Genomic DNA, 20084 nt, shown 5'->3' on the forward strand with positions numbered 1-20084 from the left:
TTGGAAATGGTTCGTAAACTTCTAATTTTAAGCCTCTTTTGTTCATGCCGCCTCTTCACCATTGCAGATCCGAATTATATAGAAAGGGCCCTGCAAAACGAAACAGACGAAGGATTTATCTCGCGTGAATTCTTCCAAATCAAAGTAGAAATCCCTGTCACATACAAAGAACTTTCAGGAGTGGCAAGACGAGAAGACTGCAAACGCCGTGCCTTTGTCCAAAGAGAAGTTTTGAGTTTACCTTACCTAATGAAAATCCAAAGACAGAAACATCAGTTTGGTGAAGGTTTCAAAGAATACGCTCAATCGTTGGAAGGGAAAGATAGGGAGACAAGACTACGCTCCAATGCTCCACAAAGCCAAACAGCAACCGCAGGTACGAGTATGGGCACAGGGTCACAACCAAACACCCCCCAAACCACAACTCCCTCAGAGGTTGCCTCTGGGACACAACCGAACCAAGGGTTATCCACTACAAATTCTCCCCAATCCCAAACGGGAACCCAGAACCTAGGCGAAGTTAGGGGGAATCCCCAAAATCTAAAAGAGAACACAATCGAAAACACTCATAACTTTGCTTGGTTTTTTGACGGTCTCATCCTTTACAAAGAAGATTACACTGACCGCACAAAATGTGCTTTCCTATTCCGCAACATCCAACCTAAATTAATGGAACGAGTGGAGAAAACTCCGCTCTTAGAACCTAGGAAACTGTAAATGAACAAAACTATATCAAGGATGATTCTATCTTTTGCCATTCTCACTTTTGTTTGGAGTTGTAAATCCAAAGAAACCAAAGAAGTTCCACAAACAAAAGATACAGAAAACGAAGTGATTCTCGAATTTACAAAAGCAAAGGAAGGATTCCTTTCTGAATCATTGTTCCAAGTAGCTGTATCTAGTGTTCTTCCCTCTGAATCAGAAAGAACAGAAGAAGCAAAAACCATTGCGGAACAAAAATCTCTCAACTTGTTAAAAACATTTACCATCCCCAATCTTTCCGATAAGGGACGTAAAGAATTACGTGAGATTTCTAAAGAAGGAAAAATTGTAGATAAGAACGTTTCTGTGGGAGGAAGGTATTTTTTCTTATACCAAATCCAAAAACCAAACTTAAAACGCCTAGTGACAAAAGACTTAGAATAAAATTCTTAAGTCTTAGTTAGATAGAAAATGATTTGTTTACCTTAGCTGGGATACAAATGTTCTTCACAAAGTTACAATAAAACAATTTCCCATCTAGTTGCAACTTTCCCTTACCTTCCACTTGGAAGGTTAAGGGTTTTACATACTCAAAGTATTCTGTTTTTTTCGGGTGCACTGGCCCTTTCAATTTTAAATCTGCATTTAGAACTTTTAAACCATCAGCACCTGACAAAAAAATGCGATGTGGTGCTTCCATTTGAAACCCATAGTCTTTTGGTAAATATAGTTCCAACTCATATTTTCCCGCTGACTTCGGTTTGACAGAAATTTCAATGGGATGGGCATCTAGGGGATCGGCTTTCAGGTCATTCAAAATGAGATCCCGAAAACCAAATCCTAAAGAAACCAAAAGAAATAACAAACTAAAATTCCGAAATTGTTTCATACAAAGATTAGACTTATAAAACTTTTCGTAAAACCACACAACGGTTGGAATTTGTGCCTTTTTCGTTATTGGAAACTTGCCAACAATTGGAAAGTTTTGTGAAACTTTGGGTATGGACATAGGTTTTATTCCAAACAAGACCTGTTCCCTCTGCCATCCGAACCACATCCTCATCCAAATAAAGAATCGAATTTCCTTTTTTGACTTCGCCCACTTCCATTACCATATAGGATCCTTTTTTTAAGACCCTAGCCGATTCCTTTAAAGTGGATCGAATGAACTCATTCCAATCATTTAAATTACTAAAGATACTGAGTTTTCTGTCTTTTGACTTTTTAATGTCGAGAAACCAGTGGCGTAACCAATTGTCTCCCTCATAGTCCACCTTATCAAGGAAAGGTGGTGAAGTCACAATTAAATCTACCGATTCCGATTCGATATCAGGAACAGAATTTGCTGAATTTAAGGAATACAAATTGTTTTTAGAAAATTCATGATAAAACGGTGGAATTGGTAATGCCAAATCTCGTTTCATCTTTTGATAAATTCGAGGTTTGATCGGACGATATTCTGGAGATTGTCCACGTTTGATATTATTTTTAGCCTGAGCTTCCGGTGGAATTGATACTTGTGGAAAAGTATACACCGAAAAAAATCCCGTGCTGTGGCCATGTAACCTAGAGAGCGCAATGAGTGAAATAAACTTCATTTCTACGGACTGATCTTCCGCCATCAGGAGTTTTAAATTTTTAATTTCTCTTAATGTTCTTGGATGAAAAAAAGGAAGTAGGTTTACATCGAATGGATCATCTTCTACTTCCTTGTCTAAATCTAAAGAGTTTAATTTTTTCTCTAAGTCTTCTAGTTTGGGAACATATTGTCTAGCACTGGCAAGGAAAATAGACAACGGGTGGATGTCGTTATGAACTGCCACATGTCCTTCAATGTTTGCTTGAATGGCAGTAGTTCCCCTACCACCAAACGGATCATAAACGACCCTATTTTTCTTTTTTAGAAATTCCCTCATAAAAAAAGAAGGAAGTTCTGGCTTAAATGATGCTCTATAACTTACGGTATGATGAATTGGATGTCCTTGGCGTTGTTTTGCAGTCCAAAACTCACCAAATACAATTTTATCGGAATCCTTTAGTAATCTGCCTGCTCCTGCCATCCTTTGCAAAAGCCTCCTCTCTCTTTATAGAAAGATCGGAGGAAAGGCGAATTCTAAATTGGATTTTTATTAAAAGCTATGGGACATAGTGTTTGGGATTGGGGAAGAAGGAATGCACCGTTTATAATTCAAATCGAATTTCCAGCCATTGCATGATCTTAACATCTACTCCAAATTAGATACAAAAAAGACTCATTCATATGCAGATGATTTCCATCAAACAATCAAAGATGGTGTGTTCTATGTTGGTTTAAGTATTCAAAGTGAAATACTTTTGGGCTTCAGAAAAAAGAAAAAAGACAATGTTGACAGCAAAGGGACACTTAGTAAACCATAACAAGTGATATACGAAAAACAGAATTGTCAAGGGTTATGTTATCTTTCTATTTACTTTTGGACTGCTGTCCTTTGGCTGCGAGAAAAAAGAAGCCACGAGCCAAAGTGAAGCGTTGCTTACTGTATTACTAGCTGATGCCTATCTTATCCTGTTTGTTCTTCGTTTACCCCAGAAACAGCGACATTGCTGACTGATAGGTCTTCTGGATATTATAGTTCTTGGAATGGAATTAATGCACCTGTATCTGTTCCGCCAGGTAAAAAATGTTACTTTAAATTTATCGCTCCATCATCCAATTCTTATGCATTTGGCTCTGATTTTCTTCGCAATCCTTCATTAATTTATCACATTGGCCTTGTCAACAAATCAAATACTACGCAACCGAGCACTTCCTCATCCTTTGATAGTGAAAATATATTCACTAACCTCCCATCTTCTGATACAACCAACCAATACAAGTTTTACCAAAAATCAAATGCCTCAACATTGATTGTAGCAGATGGAACAAATTGTACATCAAATTGCCCTGTTTATTTTACTATTACTAAAAATACCAAAACAGGCGATTGTTCCTCGACTAGAGGATCTCAAATTATGGCAACATCTCCCTTTGTTTTAAGGTTTGATGATACACAAGTTTCTATACCGTCGACTGGCTCTTTTTTTGACTGTTATTATCTTTTTATCTCTCCCAAAGATACGGTATCACAATTCACTCAAACTAAAACATACCTTGCTGGCAGTGCTGTTTCAATGGTACTCTCAGTTTCTGCACCTGTGACTGCTGTTACAACAACGTTTGCAAGTGCTGCCACGAATACCGACACGACCACGGCCACAGTCAATGGACTTTCCACATCAGCGGGGCAAGGACGCTACGTAAAAGCAACTTTTTCAAACACAAATGACAGCCAAAATTCTTTCAATCTTTCGAATAGCTATTAAGACAATCAGGCGATTGAATCTCCGGAAAACGTTTTGTTGTAAGCCAAAAATAATTTAATTATTTAAGGCTTACAACATTCTAATTTTGATCGCAAAGAATATATGGCCCGTTGGAACCCTGTTATTTCTTTGCCGCGCGATCATAAGAATTAGAATTGGAAAAATTTAGAAAGCCAACCTTTGTCCTGGTTAGGCATATTCTCTTGATTGTCTGATTTCTTGAGTTCCTCGACCCATTGATTAAAAATATCTCCAGCGGTCCATTCTTTATGATTTGTATAATGAAGGTCATAACTAATATCATTATTTAACTTACCAGTCTTTGGAAAGTAGGCCATTTTCAATAATGTGGGAACTTCTCGTTTAGCTTGTAAAAAGAGTTCCCTTACTTCTTTCAAAGATTTCCCCCCTTCTCGCAGAAGAGAAATAACCCTTGCATCGCTAAGGTCATATTTCTTTTTCGAAGCAACATTCAGCTTATGAACTTCTGCTAATTTGCCATTAATTCTGTAAATAAGTTCGTATGCGATTATATTTCCCTCTAAGGAACCGAATACGTAAATTGTATCCACTTCCTTTTTATTAAAATTTACAAATTCAAATGCAATCTCTACCATCTGTTGGCAGAGATCTTGAAATTGTTGATCAAATTCAATTGTGGGCATAATTAACCTCTGATAACATTTTGTTAGCTGCTATATTTGATTGGCCTTCGAAGGTCAAGTTAGCCTTAGGACTAAGGAAAGTCTTTTAAATAATCTTCAATTTCGGTATAGATCTTATCTTTAAGAATACTTGCATATTGAATTTCAAATCCATCACCTAATTCTTCTTTTAGCTTCATCCATATCTCAACACCTCCAGATTCGAATTCTAGCGATTCCTCTTCTGAAAATTCAATGGAATCAGGAGGGTATTCTGAATCATAACCCTTATCATACCATTTTCTCCAGTTCTCAAGTTTTCTTTTTAGCTTGTTACTTAATTTGAGTTCATTTTCCTTAAAGGGATCTCCCGTACTATCAAAAAAACCTTCCTCATTCAGTATCCATATTGGATAACATTGCACCTCTGCCATTAGTTTGACAACATTGTCTTTTTTCTTTCAAAGGACTGTTCTGGCATAAGACCGATTAAATCCAGTAGCTTCAATGAACTGATCGAGTATCAGGCTTTTTTCTTTTTTCGAAGCCCAAAGGTATTTCTCTTTGAATACTTGAACCATCATAGAACGCACCATCAACGATTCACTCATGGACATCACCTGTACATGAGTGAATCGTTTCCTTAATTAATTTGGAGTAGATTTTAAGATGATGCAACGACTAGTGTTTCGAGTAGATTATTACGTGATGCAGTGAGAAGCTACTTAAAGAATAACTTTTTTCCACTTTGTACTTCACTTACAAATTTTCTTTCATTTTCAGAAAGTGGTATTTGAAGACTACAATCTGAATTCTGCGTATAAATCGCAATATAAACAGAAGGGTCTAAGGCTTTTCCAATTTCATAACGGTTCATTAATGCATCCTTATTTGCCAAGGAATTACAATCAGAATCAAAACTGAAAACTGTAAATTTTATGCGATAGTTATTGTGCTTCAGGAAAGGATCATTATCCTCATTTAAACCATCAAAAATAGAATTTGGTCATATGCATCAATAACACATCTATCATAGTTTTTTGCTATATCTCTAATCCCTGATTTGAGGCTAGTAAGTTTCCATTGATTACTTTTTCTTATAGCTATAGGATCACACTCAAGAAATGACCAGTTTAAACAAATAGTTTGGGTCTCTTCCGATTGATTCATTACTTCAAGCGAACATCCTGCTTGTGAAAAAAAGATAGTTGCTAAGAAAACGCTTGACCTTTCGAAATCTGGCTCTGGAAGAGGTAGACAACTCATTAAAATTAGATTAAAAGCTAAGAGTTTTCTCATATCCTATAATACGACTCCCGCCACATCCAAAAGCACAATCCCCAGGGTGAACTAATGATGACCTTTCTGGAAATTGCAGTAGCATATATTCTTTCAGACTAATTTCCTTTGAAGTGTATGTGCCAGTAGCTTTACCTTCAGAATTTGTATCGAAACTTAAGTATGCATTTACCGCATAATAAATGACTAGACCGATGAAGATCGCAGATGAGCCATAAAAGAAATCTCTTGAGTTCCTAAACTCGCTTTTCCTTTGGTCGTAATTCAAGAATAGTACGGAATTACTTACAGCTTCTCTTTTTTTCAAAGTATCTGAAAAAAATAAATTGAAAATGCTAATGATGTAATTTTGGACGCTAAAGCGAGTTTATCTTGGTGATCAATCTCATTTTTTCCATAATAACGGTATTTTGCACTAGCATTAAAATAATAAAAACTTTCAAATGCAGATAATTCTGGAGAACTATTTTCAACCTTTCTCACATATTCTAAATTTACTATAGACTCTATTTCATCATTTCCTATTTGTTTTCCAACTCCATCTTGTCTCAGGTAGATACCTGTTGAATGAGTGGTATATTCACCATCTAAAATGTATCCTCTTTTAGTTACTACTGTTCCCTTTGTCCAGATTGATTCCGAAAACAAATTGAATGGAAATAAGAATAATAATACAATCGATAGATGCAATCTACCAAATGACTGAATTAACATCATCAACTTCAATTATTTTGCTCTTAGAGTTGTTCTCATAAAAAATCAGTTTCCCATTTTTTTTTCATAATAACAAAACTTTATTTTTCTAGTAATATCATTCGTCGAAGGATTTGGCAGAATCTCGATATCCATAAGTTTATGTTTACACGAAACATCAGAAATCTCTATACTCACCTTTTTGTCTTTAGCATAATCCCTATTGAACTCTACCTGTCGATTATCAGTGCATTTTAATGTTTGATAGAGAAATATTACTAAAACTAAATTCTTAATCATCAGATTTTTTTATACATTCTGTCACAAAATTAGAACAAGCAGCGTAAGGATCTGCGCAGACTCTTTGATCAGAAGCGTTTTCACGAATACACTGCAATCGCTGGTTTTCACATATCGCCTGTAAAGAATAGCATTCGACTGGCGATTTTTGCTTTTTTTTATTAAAAAGTGTATCGTTCCCGCAGCTAAGGAAGGGCAAACACAATAATAGTAATAAATGTTTCGAAAATTTCAAAATGAACATATCCCGAAATAAAAACATAATATTATTAATAACAACGCATTTTCATCTGCACCGGGGAAGCGGGGGAGGCTCTTCAGTCCAAATAGCAGGCTGACCAGACGGAAATGATGCGGAAGAAGTAAAATTACAACGATCTCCCTGTTCAGGAATTGGATTTGCCCACTATCCTAAAGTATTCAATCGATTCGTAATGTTCTGGGCATTCAAAGCGTGACCCCATGGATGAGAGAAATGAATAAAATCGTTTTCATATAATATTTGGTTTCCTAACCACCATTTCTTTTGTGCAAATGCATTCGGATCCAAAAAATGTCCCCATTCATCAAGATATTCGACATTCCTTTGTAAGGCAACGAAGTTCCTTGTCATCACCGACATATATCCTAATTGTTGAGACAAACATGTTCTATCATGTCCCGGATTTTTGAATTTATTTAGCAAATATATTTCCAATTCTCTTCCATGAGAACCAGAATAAATCGCTGACACTGTTGTTTGTTTGATCGTTGGTGCCGGGTAACAGATACGTTGCGAAATACAAGAATTAATATCACTCATAACTGTGTTTGTAAATATAAAAGTATCTGCCAAAATATCATAGAGGAAAGGCATTATCCCACTGAAAAACTCTCCTAGTGCGCCAAAATCTCCAAAGTAATTGAACTCTAAACTAGGTTTAGGCGTTTGACTGATTAATAATACGCGGGAACCTTGCGCTTGATGGTAACTAACTATACGATTGAGATTGTTCACCACTGAATTTTGCCTAAATATTGAAAGAAATGGAACTGTCTGAAGAATTATTTGATACCTAATTAAATCATTTCCTCCGTATAAAATTACTGCATATCGATTCTCCAAATTTACATGCCCGTCAACATAAGGATTTGGATAAAATTTTGAATACTCATAATTTGCATGCCTATCTAAATGATTTCGAAAATACTCTGATGTAGTTCCGCCAATGGCAGCATTCCCTATTAAATTCCAATTGTTTCCAAAATAAAGTTCTGGATTAACAAATTTAGGATTTTCTGAGTCATTGATGGGCCTCAAACTTTCAACTATAAAATCCAATGACGAATCACCCCAAAAAAACAACATGTCTTCGTGTATTATTTTGCACTTCTGCTTGTGTTATCGGACCCCTTGGCATTGAGTTTCCTTCATTTTTTTGGTAACACACTTGCCTCCAACTCTTAGCAAAAACAGTTCATCAAATGATTGTCTGAGCTGATATGCAACCACAAACTCAGCTGCAAGTTCAATCTGCGATGGAACATTACTTAGTCCACCAAAGAATGAATTCTGATACCAATCTACCAGGCCCTGTGCTCTCTAATTGCTACTAACTAATAAAAACTGTATTAAAATTATAATTAATTTCTTCATACGAAAGCCCCATCTCATTTCCTGCTTTTTTCCCTATTTCCTTGATAATTTCCTCACGGAGATATATATATCGATCACTTATATGCGATAGCAACTTGCATTCTTCAGCTGTATCATCTTGGCAGGATTGCTTTAGTTTTTGCAAAGTGTATGCCCATGTTAAAACTTCCAATCTATACTCTTTCAATGCTACGATCGGGAAATCTTTCATTTCAAATATCATTGTTTGTATTACTTGATCTGAGTATTCAAACATACTCATACCTGGTGTATAACCGGGTATAGATCCCACAAACTTCAGTTCATCTGCCACGTTAGGATCGTGGAATGTTGCATTTAAATTTCTCAACGCTTCTATTTGAATTTTACGAACATATTCCTTATCAACACCCATAAGGGAATGCGTAACATCAGCTATATCCAATGCTTTCCTTTCATCTGCCGTAATTGGAGATGGTATAAAATTGCTAGGTATTTGCAATGCAGGGTAGCGATTGCTCGTAGAATTTAGAATTGGGAGCATTTTCGATTTTGGTGTGCTTAAATCACATCCTAACATAGCAATAATCGCAACAAAAATAATCACAAATCTAACAATAATCCCTATTAGGTGCCACCAAACCAAAACTCACCGGCAAATGAAATAATTATTTTGAGAATATTCGAAAATTTTAAAATATTGAGACCGATTTCAACTTCATTCCGTTTTGTTTGTTCTGGGTTACAAAACAACGTTAACATAAAGATGATGATTCCAATTACGCTTCTCATATATATCTTTGACTATCTGACGGATTACTCGGAACACTGCTATTTCTGCACCCATCGGGATTAGCTGTATTTGGTTTATGAAATTAATGAAAACCATAAAAGTAATTTCCCGTCTGTTCCCGTCACAATGACATCTCCATGTGTTAAGGGCTTCCCATTTATTCCCTATCCTTATTTCCATCCGAGGTTTTCATCGGATGGAGGTAAGTCCGCTCCAAAATAAGTGTCATTTTTAATTTACTCTCTGAAATGAACGTAACGCTCTCGCAGTGCTTTCAGCATATTTGCCGAATATGATTCAACGCGCGTAGAAACAGAAGTTTGCGCTAGATAGACTGTTTGATAGAAAGGTGACGTTATTTCAAAACATTACAAATAGTTAAAACAAGATTCAACACCGAAGAGGGACTCTATTTCCGGTAATGGTTTTGATTTCACAACTATTTGTTGAGAAGTTCCCTCATCCATATAACTTACGCTATGCGCATGTAAAAGTTGTCTTTCTGCTCCTAGCTCTGCTAACAATTCTTTCGTGAGCCCAGACTGAACAAAATCTAAAAACGCAGTTTCCCTTGGCCCATACAATTTATCTCCAAGAATGGGATAACCCAAATACAGAAGACTGACACGGATTTGATGAATCCGACCAGTCACTGGCCTGACTAGCACCAAACTGATATTTTGTGATTCATTATAACTTAAAGGTATAAAATTCGTAGAGACTGATTTGGAATCCAAAAATTCTTCCAAAGAAAATTTCATTTTCTTTCGGATTGCTGAATCCAAATCCTTGCCAATATATCCTTCGAGAAAAACTTCCCGATCAAACTTTCCACGCACTACAGCCAAGTATTCTTTTTTCACTTCTCTCGACTCAAATTTCTTTTGGAGCCAGGTGCGACTTTCTTCCGTTTTTGCAAACACCACAACACCAGAAGTTTCACGATCCAACCGGTGGACGGGAATGACTTTGGGATACGACTCCTCCAAAAGATTTAATAAAGTACGAGTGCGGTATCTTCCCGCCGGATGCATTGGCAAATTACCGGGTTTGTCGACAAAGAGGAAATCTTCTGTTTCCTTTAGGATGGTATAGTTTGTATCTACTTCCGGCTCTTGGATTCGTCCAGGGATTGGTTCGTAACTGACACTATCCCCTTCCAGAAGGATAAGGTCTCCTGAAGCAATTTCACCGCGCACTTTGACACGGTTCTCTGCGAGTAAATACGTCCACTCGTCGGGGCTATGGTAGGGAAATTTGGTGGTAAGAAATTCGAATACTGTCCGACCCGTGTAGGGGTAACGAATCAAAGATTGGTAAGAACTCATAATTTATGGTTCGGTATTCGTGTTTTCTTCTGGTGAAAGTCCTTCCCCTAAAAGAGATTCTTCCATCGCGGCACCGAACGGATCTCCAGGTTCATCCACTGCACTGTTGGCTTCCGATGATTCTTCAGTAGAAACTTCGGATGTTGAATTCTGCTCTGATCCTTCTGTAGTTTCATTTTCCGAAGTAGATTCAGCCGATTCTTGCGTCACAACGTTTGTCTCTTCTTCTTTTCCTACATTTAAAAATTCTTCTAAAACCTCTACGTCTTTTTCTGTTAGGTTATAGAACTGACAACCCACTCGGAAGTTTGTTTCTTGGTTCCGGATGTTTTTTATGATTCCACGAATGGTAACTTTTTTTCCCGCCTCTAAATTTAAGTCAAAGAGGATGGTTCCATTCAAAGTCACCGACCTAGAAAAAGATCGCGAAGGAGAATGGATAAAACTAATACCACCCATACTTAAATCCATGACTTGGCAAACATCTCGTGACTCTTGAAAAACTCCTGTACTAATGATATCACGACTGACTGCATTGGCAAATGTTTGAATTTGTTTATAAATTTCTAAATCTAGTGGTTTTTCTGACAAAACTTGAACGTAACCTAAATGGACATATCCTTTGTATTTAATAGGGACACAAATTTCAGAAGTAAAAGAATCTGCAATTTTAGAATTTTCGAAAATTCTTAAATATTCATCAAAAGGAAAAAAAGCCGGAGACGCTGTAGATTTCTCCTTACGATCAACAATAAAAATGTCCTTATCGTAATGGTGCATGAGCCGGAGACGGTTGTCCATTCGGCCGGCAAAAAAAATGGAAGATAAAGGAAAGGCTTTGGCTAATTTTGTTCGGTATGCCAAAAGAATCGCATCCACTTTTTTATCATCAAATCCAATGGCTTTTGAGACATCATTCACATTGATGATATTAGAAACCACCATACCCGCTTGGGTTTGACTCGTATCCACACGAGAACCTTGTCTGGAAGCTGCTGTGATTTGAATTTTTGTTGGTGTTAGAATTTCGATTCCGTTTCCATCACCACCTGCTACAATAAAATGAGCTAAAAACTTACTGCCATTGTGAACTACGGTAAGAACCCTATCCCTGTTTGGAAATTTCAGATTGGTATTGATGACGAGAGCTTTATTTTTTAAGGCGATGATTTTGACTGGGTATTCTTTTTCGGAATTGATGATATAAGCAGGCAGTTTACCGAACAAAGCGGTAATCACCTTTAGAATCCCTTCGAGGTCTTTGATTTCCTTATCCATACTCAACCTTGAAGTTTATGAAGCAACATTGTTCGCTTGATGTCCACCAAAGTTTTAGCTCCGGTAACACTCATTGATTGTTTTAGTTCTTCCGAATATTTTTGTAAAAGAAAACGAATTCCCGCATCTTCTCCTCCCACAAGAGAAATTGCCACAGGCCTTCCCAGAAGAACGGAATCAGCACCGAGAGCGATCATTTTAAAAACATCCATTCCCGAACGAATCCCACCATCCACAAGCAAAGGAATTTTTCCTTTGACTACTTCCGCAATTTTAGGGAGAACGCGAGCCGTCCCAGGCATTCCGTCTAGAACCCTTCCTCCGTGATTGGAAACAACAATGGCTGAGAACCCACCTTCTACAGCAAGTTTTGCATCTTCTGGATTCATAATTCCTTTTAAGATGAAAGGTAATTTAGTTTTTTCTTTCAATTGGATCAAACGTTCGAGTGGTCTCGTGATGCTGGATAAATTTTTCTGAACCATTGTTTTGAAATTCACAGCATCAATGTCCATTCCCAAGGCGAACACTCCGTCCGCTTCTGCTTGTTGGAACCTATCCACTAACATCGATTCATCTTCCCTTGGTTTGCAGATCAAAATTCCTTTTCCGGAAGATTTTTTTAAAGCCTCTAACATAATTTTATATTTTTCAGGAGAGGCACCGTCACCAAGCCAAGCAAGACTTCCATTTTGGACAAAGGAACGAACTACCATATTGGCATAATCCGCATCCGTCATCACAAAGTTCATATTGGTTCCAACCCCTGTCATTGGGGCTGCCATAATCGGAGTTTTTAAATCATAACCTAAAAACTGAGTTTGGATTTCAGGAATTATATGATCCCGAATGTATGCAGGTACAATTGAAAATTCGGATAGGGCAACACTATTGTCTTGGAAGGTCTCCATTCGACCCACTCCACCCATTCCCGGAATTCCTGAGGCACAATTGTTACCATCACATTGTTTACAAACCCAACAAATATCTTTACCAAAACGAATTCGTGCCTGGTCGTTAATTTCCTTCTCTGTGACAGAAAATTGTTCATCCACTTCAAACCGAATGGTCTTTTTTACTTTTTCAAAAACAAGATCCGCATCTTTTAAATTGTCAGCCACAATGATGACGTGGCCCGACTTATCAATGTTATTTGTCGGTTCTTTTATGATATCACCAGGTTTGGATTGGATAAAAACCTCAGAAACCCCATCGATCTTTTTTGTTTCTTCTATACCACCAATGGAAACTAGTTTCCCGGGTTTAGATAATAACGACCTTTCAATGGACACTCTGGACAAAACAGGATCTAAATTGTCAGGAGTTTCTCCGAGAGAAATAAGAAGGGCTGCACGGTTTAAATTGACACCTGTGGACAAAGGATAAGTAAAAGCAGACATAAAACCACCGGAAAGTCTCGCGGCGATTTCTCCAATTTTGACACCCTCTTTTGTGACTTTGATGTCCCCTTTGCCTGCACCAAGATGGATTCCCAATGCCCGCATTCCCCCAGCCATCACTCGTTCTACTTCATCCAAAACTTCTCTGGACATCGCAGAAGGCATGTTATGCCCTACTTCTATAAAATAAGGTTCTCGTTCTATGATTCTGTCAGCAATCCCTGTCATTCGGATCTGACCTTGAAATGCCAATGCATCTACGGAAAGTTCAGGCCCTTCCATATATTCTTCTAAAATTAATTCACCCGTGGGACAAAATCTTTTGGCATGACGAAAGGCAGTGGGAAGGTCGTCTTTGTTGTTTACCTTGATGACTCCGCGAGCTCCCATATTGTCAGCTGGTTTCATGACTAAAGGAAAGGTTAAGGAATCCAGGGCATCTTTGGCATCTTGTAAAGACCAAACAGGTGCAAAACGGGGAATCGGCATTCCAAACTCTTTGAGTCTTTGGCGCATCTTTACTTTGTTAGATGCCGCTTCCGCATCCACAAACCGAATCCCGGGAAGTTGTAAGGCCGAAGCCACAGCAGCCACGGTCATACTCGCATCGGTTCCCGCAGTGATCACACCATGGATCTGAGTATTTTGCGCAAACTTTTTAGATTCCCTAACCATTCCCTCCACGTCCTTAGTGGACATGACAATGGCCTCGTCAGCGATTTGAAATCCGATGGATGCGGGATTCATATCGGCAACCACTGTATGAAGTCGCATGGTTTTAGCGGTTTGGATGATGGGAACCTGAAGGAGTCCTCCACCAATGATCAAAATGGTTTTGCCTTCTACCGATTTCAAATGGTAACGCTCTCCGCCTCTAAAACAAAATTTGTTTTTACCTTTCTTGTGATGGAACCTTTCTGAATGATCCCACCAGCAAATAAATAATCCCCATTTGTTGGATAAAAAGTTGCCGATTGGCCAGGCGTTACACTTTTTACATCTTCTAAAAATTCCACTTTCCAAGTATTCCCAAGAGAAGTCACCTTACAATGAACAGGCGCACTTCTATAACGGATTTGGACTTTCATTTCTTTCGATTCACCAACTTCCATAGGAGTGAGAGCTTGGTATGTAATTTCTTCTAAAACAAAAGATTCGGAAACCGTTTCTTCTTCTTCCCCAAGTACAACCGTTCCATCATCTTCAATGGACAGAACATAGAGTGGGTTTTTCCATGCGATCCCAAGGCCTTTTCTTTGGCCGATAGTGAATCCTTCTTTTCCTTGGTGTTTGCCAATGATTTGTCCGGAAGCCAATTTAAAGAATCCAGGTGTAAACTCCATTCCTTTCTTTTTTAAGAAAGATCGGTAGTCATTTTCAGGGATAAAACAAATCTCTTGTGACTCTGGTTTTTCAGCCACTGGAAGACCCATACGTTTTGCAATTTCACGTACCTGGGCTTTGTCCATCTCACCCAAAGGGAAAACTGTATTTTTAATATTTTCTTGGGACAAACCGTACAAATAGTACGTTTGATTTTTTTTCATGTCAACGGCATTCCGGATGGCATAACGTCCATCCACTTCGATGACACGGGCATAGTGGCCTGTGGCGATTTTTTCTATCCCCAAAATTTTGGCTTGTTCAAAAAGAGCACCAAACTTCACAAAGGTGTTACATTCCACACAAGGGTTTGGTGTCCTTCCATCTTTATAATCATTAATAAAACGGTCGATGACTCGTTCTCCAAACACCTTTTCCATTTTGATTACGTAAAAAGGAATGTTTAATGAAAGACCCACATCACGTGCATCTCGGATGTCTTCAGGAGAACAGCAGGATTTTTTAGTGGTGTCACAAGCGGGAGCTTCATATTCCCAAGTGCGTAGGTTCACACCGATCACGTCGTAACCTGCTTCCATTAGAAGTCCTGCGGCCACAGCGCTATCAACTCCCCCACTCATCGCCACTATGATTTTTTCTTTTTCTTTCACCTTAGTTTTTGGTGCGAACGATCCCAATGCGGTTTCGGGAAAAATCCCAAAACAAAGGACGAGTCCTAAGGACATTCAATCCGATCGACCAAACCTCTTCCTTATCCTTGTCCCCTGGCAAAAGGAAATTCTCAAGTGAAATTCCGCTAAGGAATTGGACTTGTTTGTATTCTTCACGGATTCCCGATTTGGCTATTAAATAGAATTCGGAACTTGTTTCCTGAAGTTTCGCCGGTACGATCTGGTTTCTCGGCAGGAATACCTTCTTTTCTCCTAAGATTCGGTCATTAAACCCAGGAGGGATCATCGTCAGGGAAGATCCAGTGTCCACCATCCCAAAGGATCTGTAACCTTCGGGATATTCAAACTGAACGTAGTAATAATCCCCTTTTTTCTTCGTGTTCAAAATTTTTAAATCGGTAGAAAGATAGGCATCGGGGTGATCACAAAAAGGAGAATCCTCGGGGAATCGTTTCAATTCTTCCCCAAACCAAAAGATACAAGTTCCTTGGAAAAAATCTAAACCAAGAAGTCCGGGAAAGGTTTCAGGCAAAATACCGTTTTTGTTTTTTAAGGTGAATGTCAGTCCATTCAGTTGGAATTCTTTTTTTTCTTCTGCGGATTTTGATTCGTAAAAACTAATTTCTGATCCTGTATCCCAAAAGAAAGAAAAGGTTTTTCCTTCTGATTCAATTCCCGAGAGAAGGAGGTGAGTTCCTTTATCAATGACTTTGATACTTGTATGAGGAGGTAAAGGATTTGATGTGGGAAATTGGTATAAAACAGGCGTTTGGTGGATTCGAATGGGACTTGGAACACAAGCCCCTAAACAGAAAAAAGAAAATAGAACTACACTAACTTTTTGATACAACGGGCATTTGGACATCTTGTGTAATCTACGATACAATCACGGTATTCAATTCCCGTATTTACGTCCTTAGTTTTGTATTCAATAAAACAAGAGTATGGTTGGAAATCATACGACGAAAGTCCAAGAGCCCGATTGCGAATGGATTCATATACGTCGGAAGGAACCGAAGGGGAAAGATCGTTGAGTAGGTATGCCGGCTCAGCCATACTCTACCCATCGGCAAATTTCCTAATCTTTATAACAAATTGTGCGGTTTCTACCAGAATGTTTCGCCTGGTAGAGTGCCTTGTCAGCCCTTTCGATCAAATCTTTATTACTTCTGTCCGTGGTGCGGAAACTAGAAACTCCCACAGATAGGGTGACTTTTAGGTCTGTCCCATCATTTGGATTTTTAACCACCATCGATTCGACGGCTTTCCGGATTTCTTCTCCCTTTGCCATCGCCTCATCTTCTGTGGCCCCAGGCATAACGAGACAAAACTCCTCTCCACCGTAACGGGCAGGAATGTGGTGGCGCTGGCCTGCGTTAATCAACTGTTTTGCGACTTCAATCAGAACCACGTCTCCTGCTTGGTGGCCGTAGGTATCATTAAAATTTTTGAAATGATCCACGTCGGTAAATAACAAACAAAGTTTGGTTCCTTTTTTACGGCACCGGTCCATTTCTTCTTTGAGTTTGGTTTGGAAGTAGTGATGGATTTTTAAACCAGTCATCATGTCTACAGTGGCCAGTTCGTACAAACGAGCATTGTCCACAGCAATCCCTGCGAGGTTGGCAAGGGTTGTCATAAATTCTTTTTCATCTTCCGAAAACTCTTCGGAAGTCATCTTGTCTCCAAGAACCAGAAGGCCATTCACCTTCCCCTTGGCATTGAGAGGGACAAGGATCTCTGCTCCCATCTTACGAAGATAGGTAACATCCGGAATGGACTTCAAAGTATCCATCAGAAGGATTTGATCCATGGTGATGGCTTTGGGTTTTTCCTCGAAATAATGGATGAGAGGGCTATCGATTTTAACTTCGTAGTTTTGTTCTTCTGTGTTTAACTCAAAACCTTTGATGGATTGAGGTTCTAATTTAAAAAGACCTAAATCAATCTCTGGCTCTAAGTACATAGCCGCATGAAGAGTTTGTAACTGCGCCAAACAGATGTTAAGAATTGCATCAATTAAATACTTATAGTCTAACGTGGAATTCAGGGCACGGGAGATTTCCAGTAGCTGCTTTTGGTCGTAGATTTTTTTTTCGTAATGCTCAAAAACGATATCAGTGTTTTCTTTAAAAGACAAAACGCACCGCCAGAATTCTGTATAAGATAGGAATCATTCGTCCTTTTTGACTACTGTAAAGTAAGATTTTGGCGGAAACCGATAAATTTATACAGGTGAGAAAATAGCAAAGTTTTCATAATGTTTAGGTTGACAATTCACTAATCTTTAAAATAATGGTTTTATACCGCGCGGTGGAGCAGCTGGTAGCTCGTTGGGCTCATAACCCAAAGGCCACAGGTTCGAATCCTGTCCGCGCAACCGTTTTTATCCTTTCCCCAATTCCTTACTTCTCTCCGTCGCTCTGTGTATTGCATCTCTCACGGCGGTTGAGAATCCACCTCTCTCCAAAGCATCTAGTCCATGAATGGTAGTTCCTCCGGGAGAAGTCACCCAATTTCTCATTTCCATCGGATGGAGGTTGGGATCATTTTCTCTCTGTTTACGAAAATACACCAGCGTTCCTTCAATGGTTTCCATTGCCAAAGACAAGGATTCCTCGTAACTGAGTCCTTCTTGTAACCCACCTTCTGCCATTGCTTGTAAAAATGTTAACACATAAGCCGGACCAGAACCAGAAAGAGCAGTCACCGCATCCATGAGTGATTCTTTGGAAACACGAATATGACTTCCCATTCCACTAAACAGTCGTTCTACGTTTGTAACACTGGCATCATCACAAAAGTACGCAATAGCCCCTCGTTCAGAAACCAAAGGAAGATTTGGCATCACTCGAACAGAAAACGAACCTTGGGGAGCCGCTTCCAAAATTTGTGAATAGGAAATTCCTGCCGCAATGGACACGAATGTTGCCGGTTTCGAAAATTCTTTTAAAACAGGAACCACAAGATTTGGTTTTACCGCGATCACGATCACGTCCGTTTCTTTACTTATGGAATCTAGGGTACCAACAAGGTTCACTCCCGATAAAGGAGATTCTTTTAAGTTGGGATCAAATCCATATACCTTGGTTCCCTTTTTCACAAGGGCAGAAGCAATTGCAGCTCCCATCTTTCCAAGTCCCACAACCCCTACCGTTTCAATTGGTTTTTTCTGCATAGTTCCTATCTCCAAAAATCTTTGAACCCACTCTTAAATAGTCGGATCCTAATTCGCAGGCGATTTCATAATCACCACTCATACCCATTGATAATTTTTTATCTGGATAATATGTATTTCGTAGTTCTGCCAAAAGGGAAAACACTTCCCTCGTCTCTCGTAAATCTCCACTCGAAGGACCCATACCCATAAACCCTTCCCAAATACAAAATTCGTTTTGATAACTAGAAAGTGCATCTTTCATGGAACGTAAAGTTTCAAAACCCATTCCGTGTTTGGTATTTTCTTCGGTGAGATTGGTTTGTAAAAAATAGCGAATTTCCTTTTTTTCTTTTTCGGCACGTTTCAGAAGTTCCTTTAAGGTAGAGATACTACCGACCCCATGAGTAAAAGAAAACATACCAAATAACTTTCGTAAGGTTCCTGATTGCACAGGCCCAATATGGTGTAATTTGACAGAAGTGACAGCTTCTGGAAACTCTTCTCTTAGTTTTGTGAATTTGGAGATGGCTTCGGGGATATAATTTTCTCCGAACTCGCGAATCCCCTGCAAATATGCTTCTTTCACCACTTCATAAGGTTTGGTTTTAGAAACGGCAATGAGGACTGGCGATTTGTTTGGGAACAAATCTTTTAAAGAATTTTGTATGGAAAGATACGAAGAACCGTAATCGGCCACGATTACTTAGCTAACGCTTTTTCTAAAGACTCAATCCGACGTTCGATTTCCACAAATCGTTTTTCGTTTCGATCGTTTTGAGAAGAAAGTTTTTGTTCCACAGAACGCATCCGCACTTCTAAATTAGAAGATCCCGATTCCTCGTATCCACTCTTTTTTGTTTTTTGCGAATAGGTTGATTCTTTGGATTTGGTTTTTTGTTTTTTAGATGATACTAGATTTGATTTTTTATTACGACTAACATATGTTTTGGATGGTTTCGAAACTTTGGACTCTTGTTTTTTAGAAACCTTTTCAAAATCCTCTACATCCATTTTTGGTTGTTTGGCGGTAGTTGCAGATTCTTTTACTTCAGAAACAGAATCTTCTTTTTTAGAAGACTTCTTTGTTTTTTTGGTTTCGTCTTTTGGAGCGATGGATTCTTCTACTTGGTCTAATTTTTCTTGCAAACGAGAAGTTGTATCAACTTTTTCTTTGGATTTGGTAGAGGCAGCGACTGAAACAGAACGGGGACGATCCATATCTGGTTCCATATCTTCTAAACTAGGGAGTTCCGGAAGTTTGGAACTGTCCCGAACCGACTCTTTGGAGTCATTGTTTGCAAAGTTTTCTTTCGGAGCCGGAATTCCAGGATTTTCTCTTTGGATTTCGCGATCCACCATCTCTGCATCTCTGTTTTTTCCAATGGTTTGCAGTTTTTGGTAAATTTCGTTTCTATAGATAAATGCAAAAATGAACGATGAAAGAAGTAGAACCACTAGAATGGCAGTTGTGAGTATTTTCAAATTGTCGCGGCGGCCCATGACTTGCGGATTCCT

The 20084-nt window shown here is 38.7% G+C and carries 22 protein-coding genes, 1 tRNA gene and 1 pseudogene; 4 read left to right on the top strand and 20 right to left on the bottom strand.

Going from position 1 to position 20084, the window contains the following annotated elements:
• Window positions 1–6 precede the first annotated feature (6 nt).
• Together EHQ24_RS05350 and EHQ24_RS05355 are read left to right on the top strand one after the other, a co-directional pair.
• Entirely contained in the window at window positions 7–717 is a 711-nt protein-coding gene (locus EHQ24_RS05350; RefSeq protein WP_135600621.1) for a hypothetical protein, read from the top strand.
• Window positions 718–1146, top strand: coding sequence for a lipoprotein (locus EHQ24_RS05355; RefSeq protein WP_135600622.1), 429 nt, complete (start codon window positions 718–720; stop codon window positions 1144–1146).
• 16 nt (window positions 1147–1162) lie between these two features.
• Here the strand turns inward: EHQ24_RS05355 and mpl17 are convergent, their stop codons facing one another.
• Both mpl17 and EHQ24_RS05365 read right to left on the bottom strand, forming a co-directional pair.
• On the bottom strand, window positions 1163–1591 hold the full coding sequence (mpl17, locus tag EHQ24_RS05360; RefSeq protein ID WP_135600623.1) for a cell surface protein MPL17: 429 nt from the start codon (window positions 1589–1591) through the stop codon (window positions 1163–1165).
• Window positions 1592–1604: 13 nt separating this feature from the next.
• A complete protein-coding gene (locus EHQ24_RS05365) occupies window positions 1605–2762 on the bottom strand; it encodes a DNA methyltransferase (RefSeq protein WP_135600624.1) in 1158 nt (385 codons plus the stop codon).
• A gap of 520 nt (window positions 2763–3282) precedes the next feature.
• Here EHQ24_RS05365 and EHQ24_RS05370 point away from each other — a divergent pair.
• The gene (locus EHQ24_RS05370) at window positions 3283–4044 is read left to right on the top strand and encodes a hypothetical protein (protein ID WP_135600625.1); all 762 of its coding nucleotides are present in this window, start codon (window positions 3283–3285) and stop codon (window positions 4042–4044) included.
• 149 nt (window positions 4045–4193) lie between these two features.
• On the opposite strand, the gene EHQ24_RS05375 is transcribed toward EHQ24_RS05370, so the two are convergent.
• The 15 genes and pseudogenes from EHQ24_RS05375 to EHQ24_RS05440 form a co-directional block, all read right to left on the bottom strand.
• Entirely contained in the window at window positions 4194–4709 is a 516-nt protein-coding gene (locus EHQ24_RS05375) for a hypothetical protein (protein ID WP_135600626.1), read from the bottom strand.
• 71 nt (window positions 4710–4780) lie between these two features.
• The gene (locus EHQ24_RS05380; protein WP_135600627.1) at window positions 4781–5122 is read right to left on the bottom strand and encodes a hypothetical protein; all 342 of its coding nucleotides are present in this window, start codon (window positions 5120–5122) and stop codon (window positions 4781–4783) included.
• A gap of 30 nt (window positions 5123–5152) precedes the next feature.
• Window positions 5153–5305: pseudogene (locus tag EHQ24_RS05385) on the bottom strand (ISNCY family transposase); the annotation flags it as partial.
• Window positions 5306–5669: 364 nt separating this feature from the next.
• Window positions 5670–5987 carry a hypothetical protein gene (locus EHQ24_RS05390; RefSeq protein WP_135600628.1) on the bottom strand — a complete coding sequence of 106 codons (318 nt, stop codon included), beginning with the start codon at window positions 5985–5987 and terminating at the stop codon, window positions 5670–5672.
• Between the two features lie 303 nt (window positions 5988–6290).
• Complete coding sequence (locus EHQ24_RS05395) at window positions 6291–6701, bottom strand: hypothetical protein (protein ID WP_167483051.1); 411 nt, start codon at window positions 6699–6701, stop codon at window positions 6291–6293.
• Window positions 6702–7386: 685 nt separating this feature from the next.
• A complete protein-coding gene (locus EHQ24_RS05400) occupies window positions 7387–8301 on the bottom strand; it encodes a hypothetical protein (RefSeq protein WP_135600630.1) in 915 nt (304 codons plus the stop codon).
• Window positions 8302–8572: 271 nt separating this feature from the next.
• The gene (locus tag EHQ24_RS05405) at window positions 8573–9202 is read right to left on the bottom strand and encodes a hypothetical protein (protein WP_135600631.1); all 630 of its coding nucleotides are present in this window, start codon (window positions 9200–9202) and stop codon (window positions 8573–8575) included.
• Between the two features lie 20 nt (window positions 9203–9222).
• On the bottom strand, window positions 9223–9387 hold the full coding sequence (locus tag EHQ24_RS19195; RefSeq protein WP_167483052.1) for a hypothetical protein: 165 nt from the start codon (window positions 9385–9387) through the stop codon (window positions 9223–9225).
• Between the two features lie 369 nt (window positions 9388–9756).
• A complete protein-coding gene (locus EHQ24_RS05410; RefSeq protein WP_135600632.1) occupies window positions 9757–10716 on the bottom strand; it encodes an RluA family pseudouridine synthase in 960 nt (319 codons plus the stop codon).
• A 3-nt stretch (window positions 10717–10719) separates the two neighbouring features.
• Complete coding sequence (locus EHQ24_RS05415; protein ID WP_135600633.1) at window positions 10720–11994, bottom strand: PilZ domain-containing protein; 1275 nt, start codon at window positions 11992–11994, stop codon at window positions 10720–10722.
• A 2-nt stretch (window positions 11995–11996) separates the two neighbouring features.
• Window positions 11997–14249, bottom strand: a complete 2253-nt coding sequence (locus tag EHQ24_RS05420; protein ID WP_135600634.1) for an alpha-hydroxy-acid oxidizing protein — start codon at window positions 14247–14249, stop codon at window positions 11997–11999.
• On the bottom strand, window positions 14246–15388 hold the full coding sequence (gene mnmA, locus EHQ24_RS05425) for a tRNA 2-thiouridine(34) synthase MnmA (RefSeq protein ID WP_135600635.1): 1143 nt from the start codon (window positions 15386–15388) through the stop codon (window positions 14246–14248). The genes EHQ24_RS05420 and mnmA overlap by 4 nt, the downstream gene beginning before the upstream one ends.
• 1 nt (window position 15389) lies before the next feature.
• A complete protein-coding gene (locus EHQ24_RS05430) occupies window positions 15390–16274 on the bottom strand; it encodes a hypothetical protein (RefSeq protein ID WP_135600636.1) in 885 nt (294 codons plus the stop codon).
• Window positions 16238–16465, bottom strand: a complete 228-nt coding sequence (locus EHQ24_RS05435) for a hypothetical protein (protein WP_135600637.1) — start codon at window positions 16463–16465, stop codon at window positions 16238–16240. The genes EHQ24_RS05430 and EHQ24_RS05435 overlap by 37 nt, the downstream gene beginning before the upstream one ends.
• Before the next feature lie 22 nt (window positions 16466–16487).
• On the bottom strand, window positions 16488–17549 hold the full coding sequence (locus tag EHQ24_RS05440) for a sensor domain-containing diguanylate cyclase (protein ID WP_135600638.1): 1062 nt from the start codon (window positions 17547–17549) through the stop codon (window positions 16488–16490).
• Between the two features lie 167 nt (window positions 17550–17716).
• Here EHQ24_RS05440 and EHQ24_RS05445 point away from each other — a divergent pair.
• Window positions 17717–17789: transfer RNA gene (locus EHQ24_RS05445), tRNA-Met, on the top strand.
• Between the two features lie 6 nt (window positions 17790–17795).
• Here the strand turns inward: EHQ24_RS05445 and proC are convergent.
• From proC to EHQ24_RS05460, 3 genes are read right to left on the bottom strand one after another with little or no spacing between them, the layout of a single operon-like run.
• Window positions 17796–18587 (bottom strand): pyrroline-5-carboxylate reductase, encoded by a 792-nt coding sequence (gene proC, locus EHQ24_RS05450; protein WP_135600639.1) that lies wholly within the window; start codon window positions 18585–18587, stop codon window positions 17796–17798.
• The gene (locus EHQ24_RS05455) at window positions 18568–19266 is read right to left on the bottom strand and encodes a YggS family pyridoxal phosphate-dependent enzyme (protein ID WP_135600640.1); all 699 of its coding nucleotides are present in this window, start codon (window positions 19264–19266) and stop codon (window positions 18568–18570) included. Before EHQ24_RS05455 ends, proC begins: the two co-directional genes overlap by 20 nt.
• A 2-nt stretch (window positions 19267–19268) precedes the next feature.
• Window positions 19269–20069 (bottom strand): hypothetical protein, encoded by an 801-nt coding sequence (locus EHQ24_RS05460; RefSeq protein WP_135600641.1) that lies wholly within the window; start codon window positions 20067–20069, stop codon window positions 19269–19271.
• Between the last annotated feature and the right edge of the window lie 15 nt (window positions 20070–20084).

Origin of the sequence: Leptospira noumeaensis (genome assembly GCF_004770765.1) — a bacterium.
GTDB lineage: Bacteria > Spirochaetota > Leptospiria > Leptospirales > Leptospiraceae > Leptospira_A > Leptospira_A noumeaensis.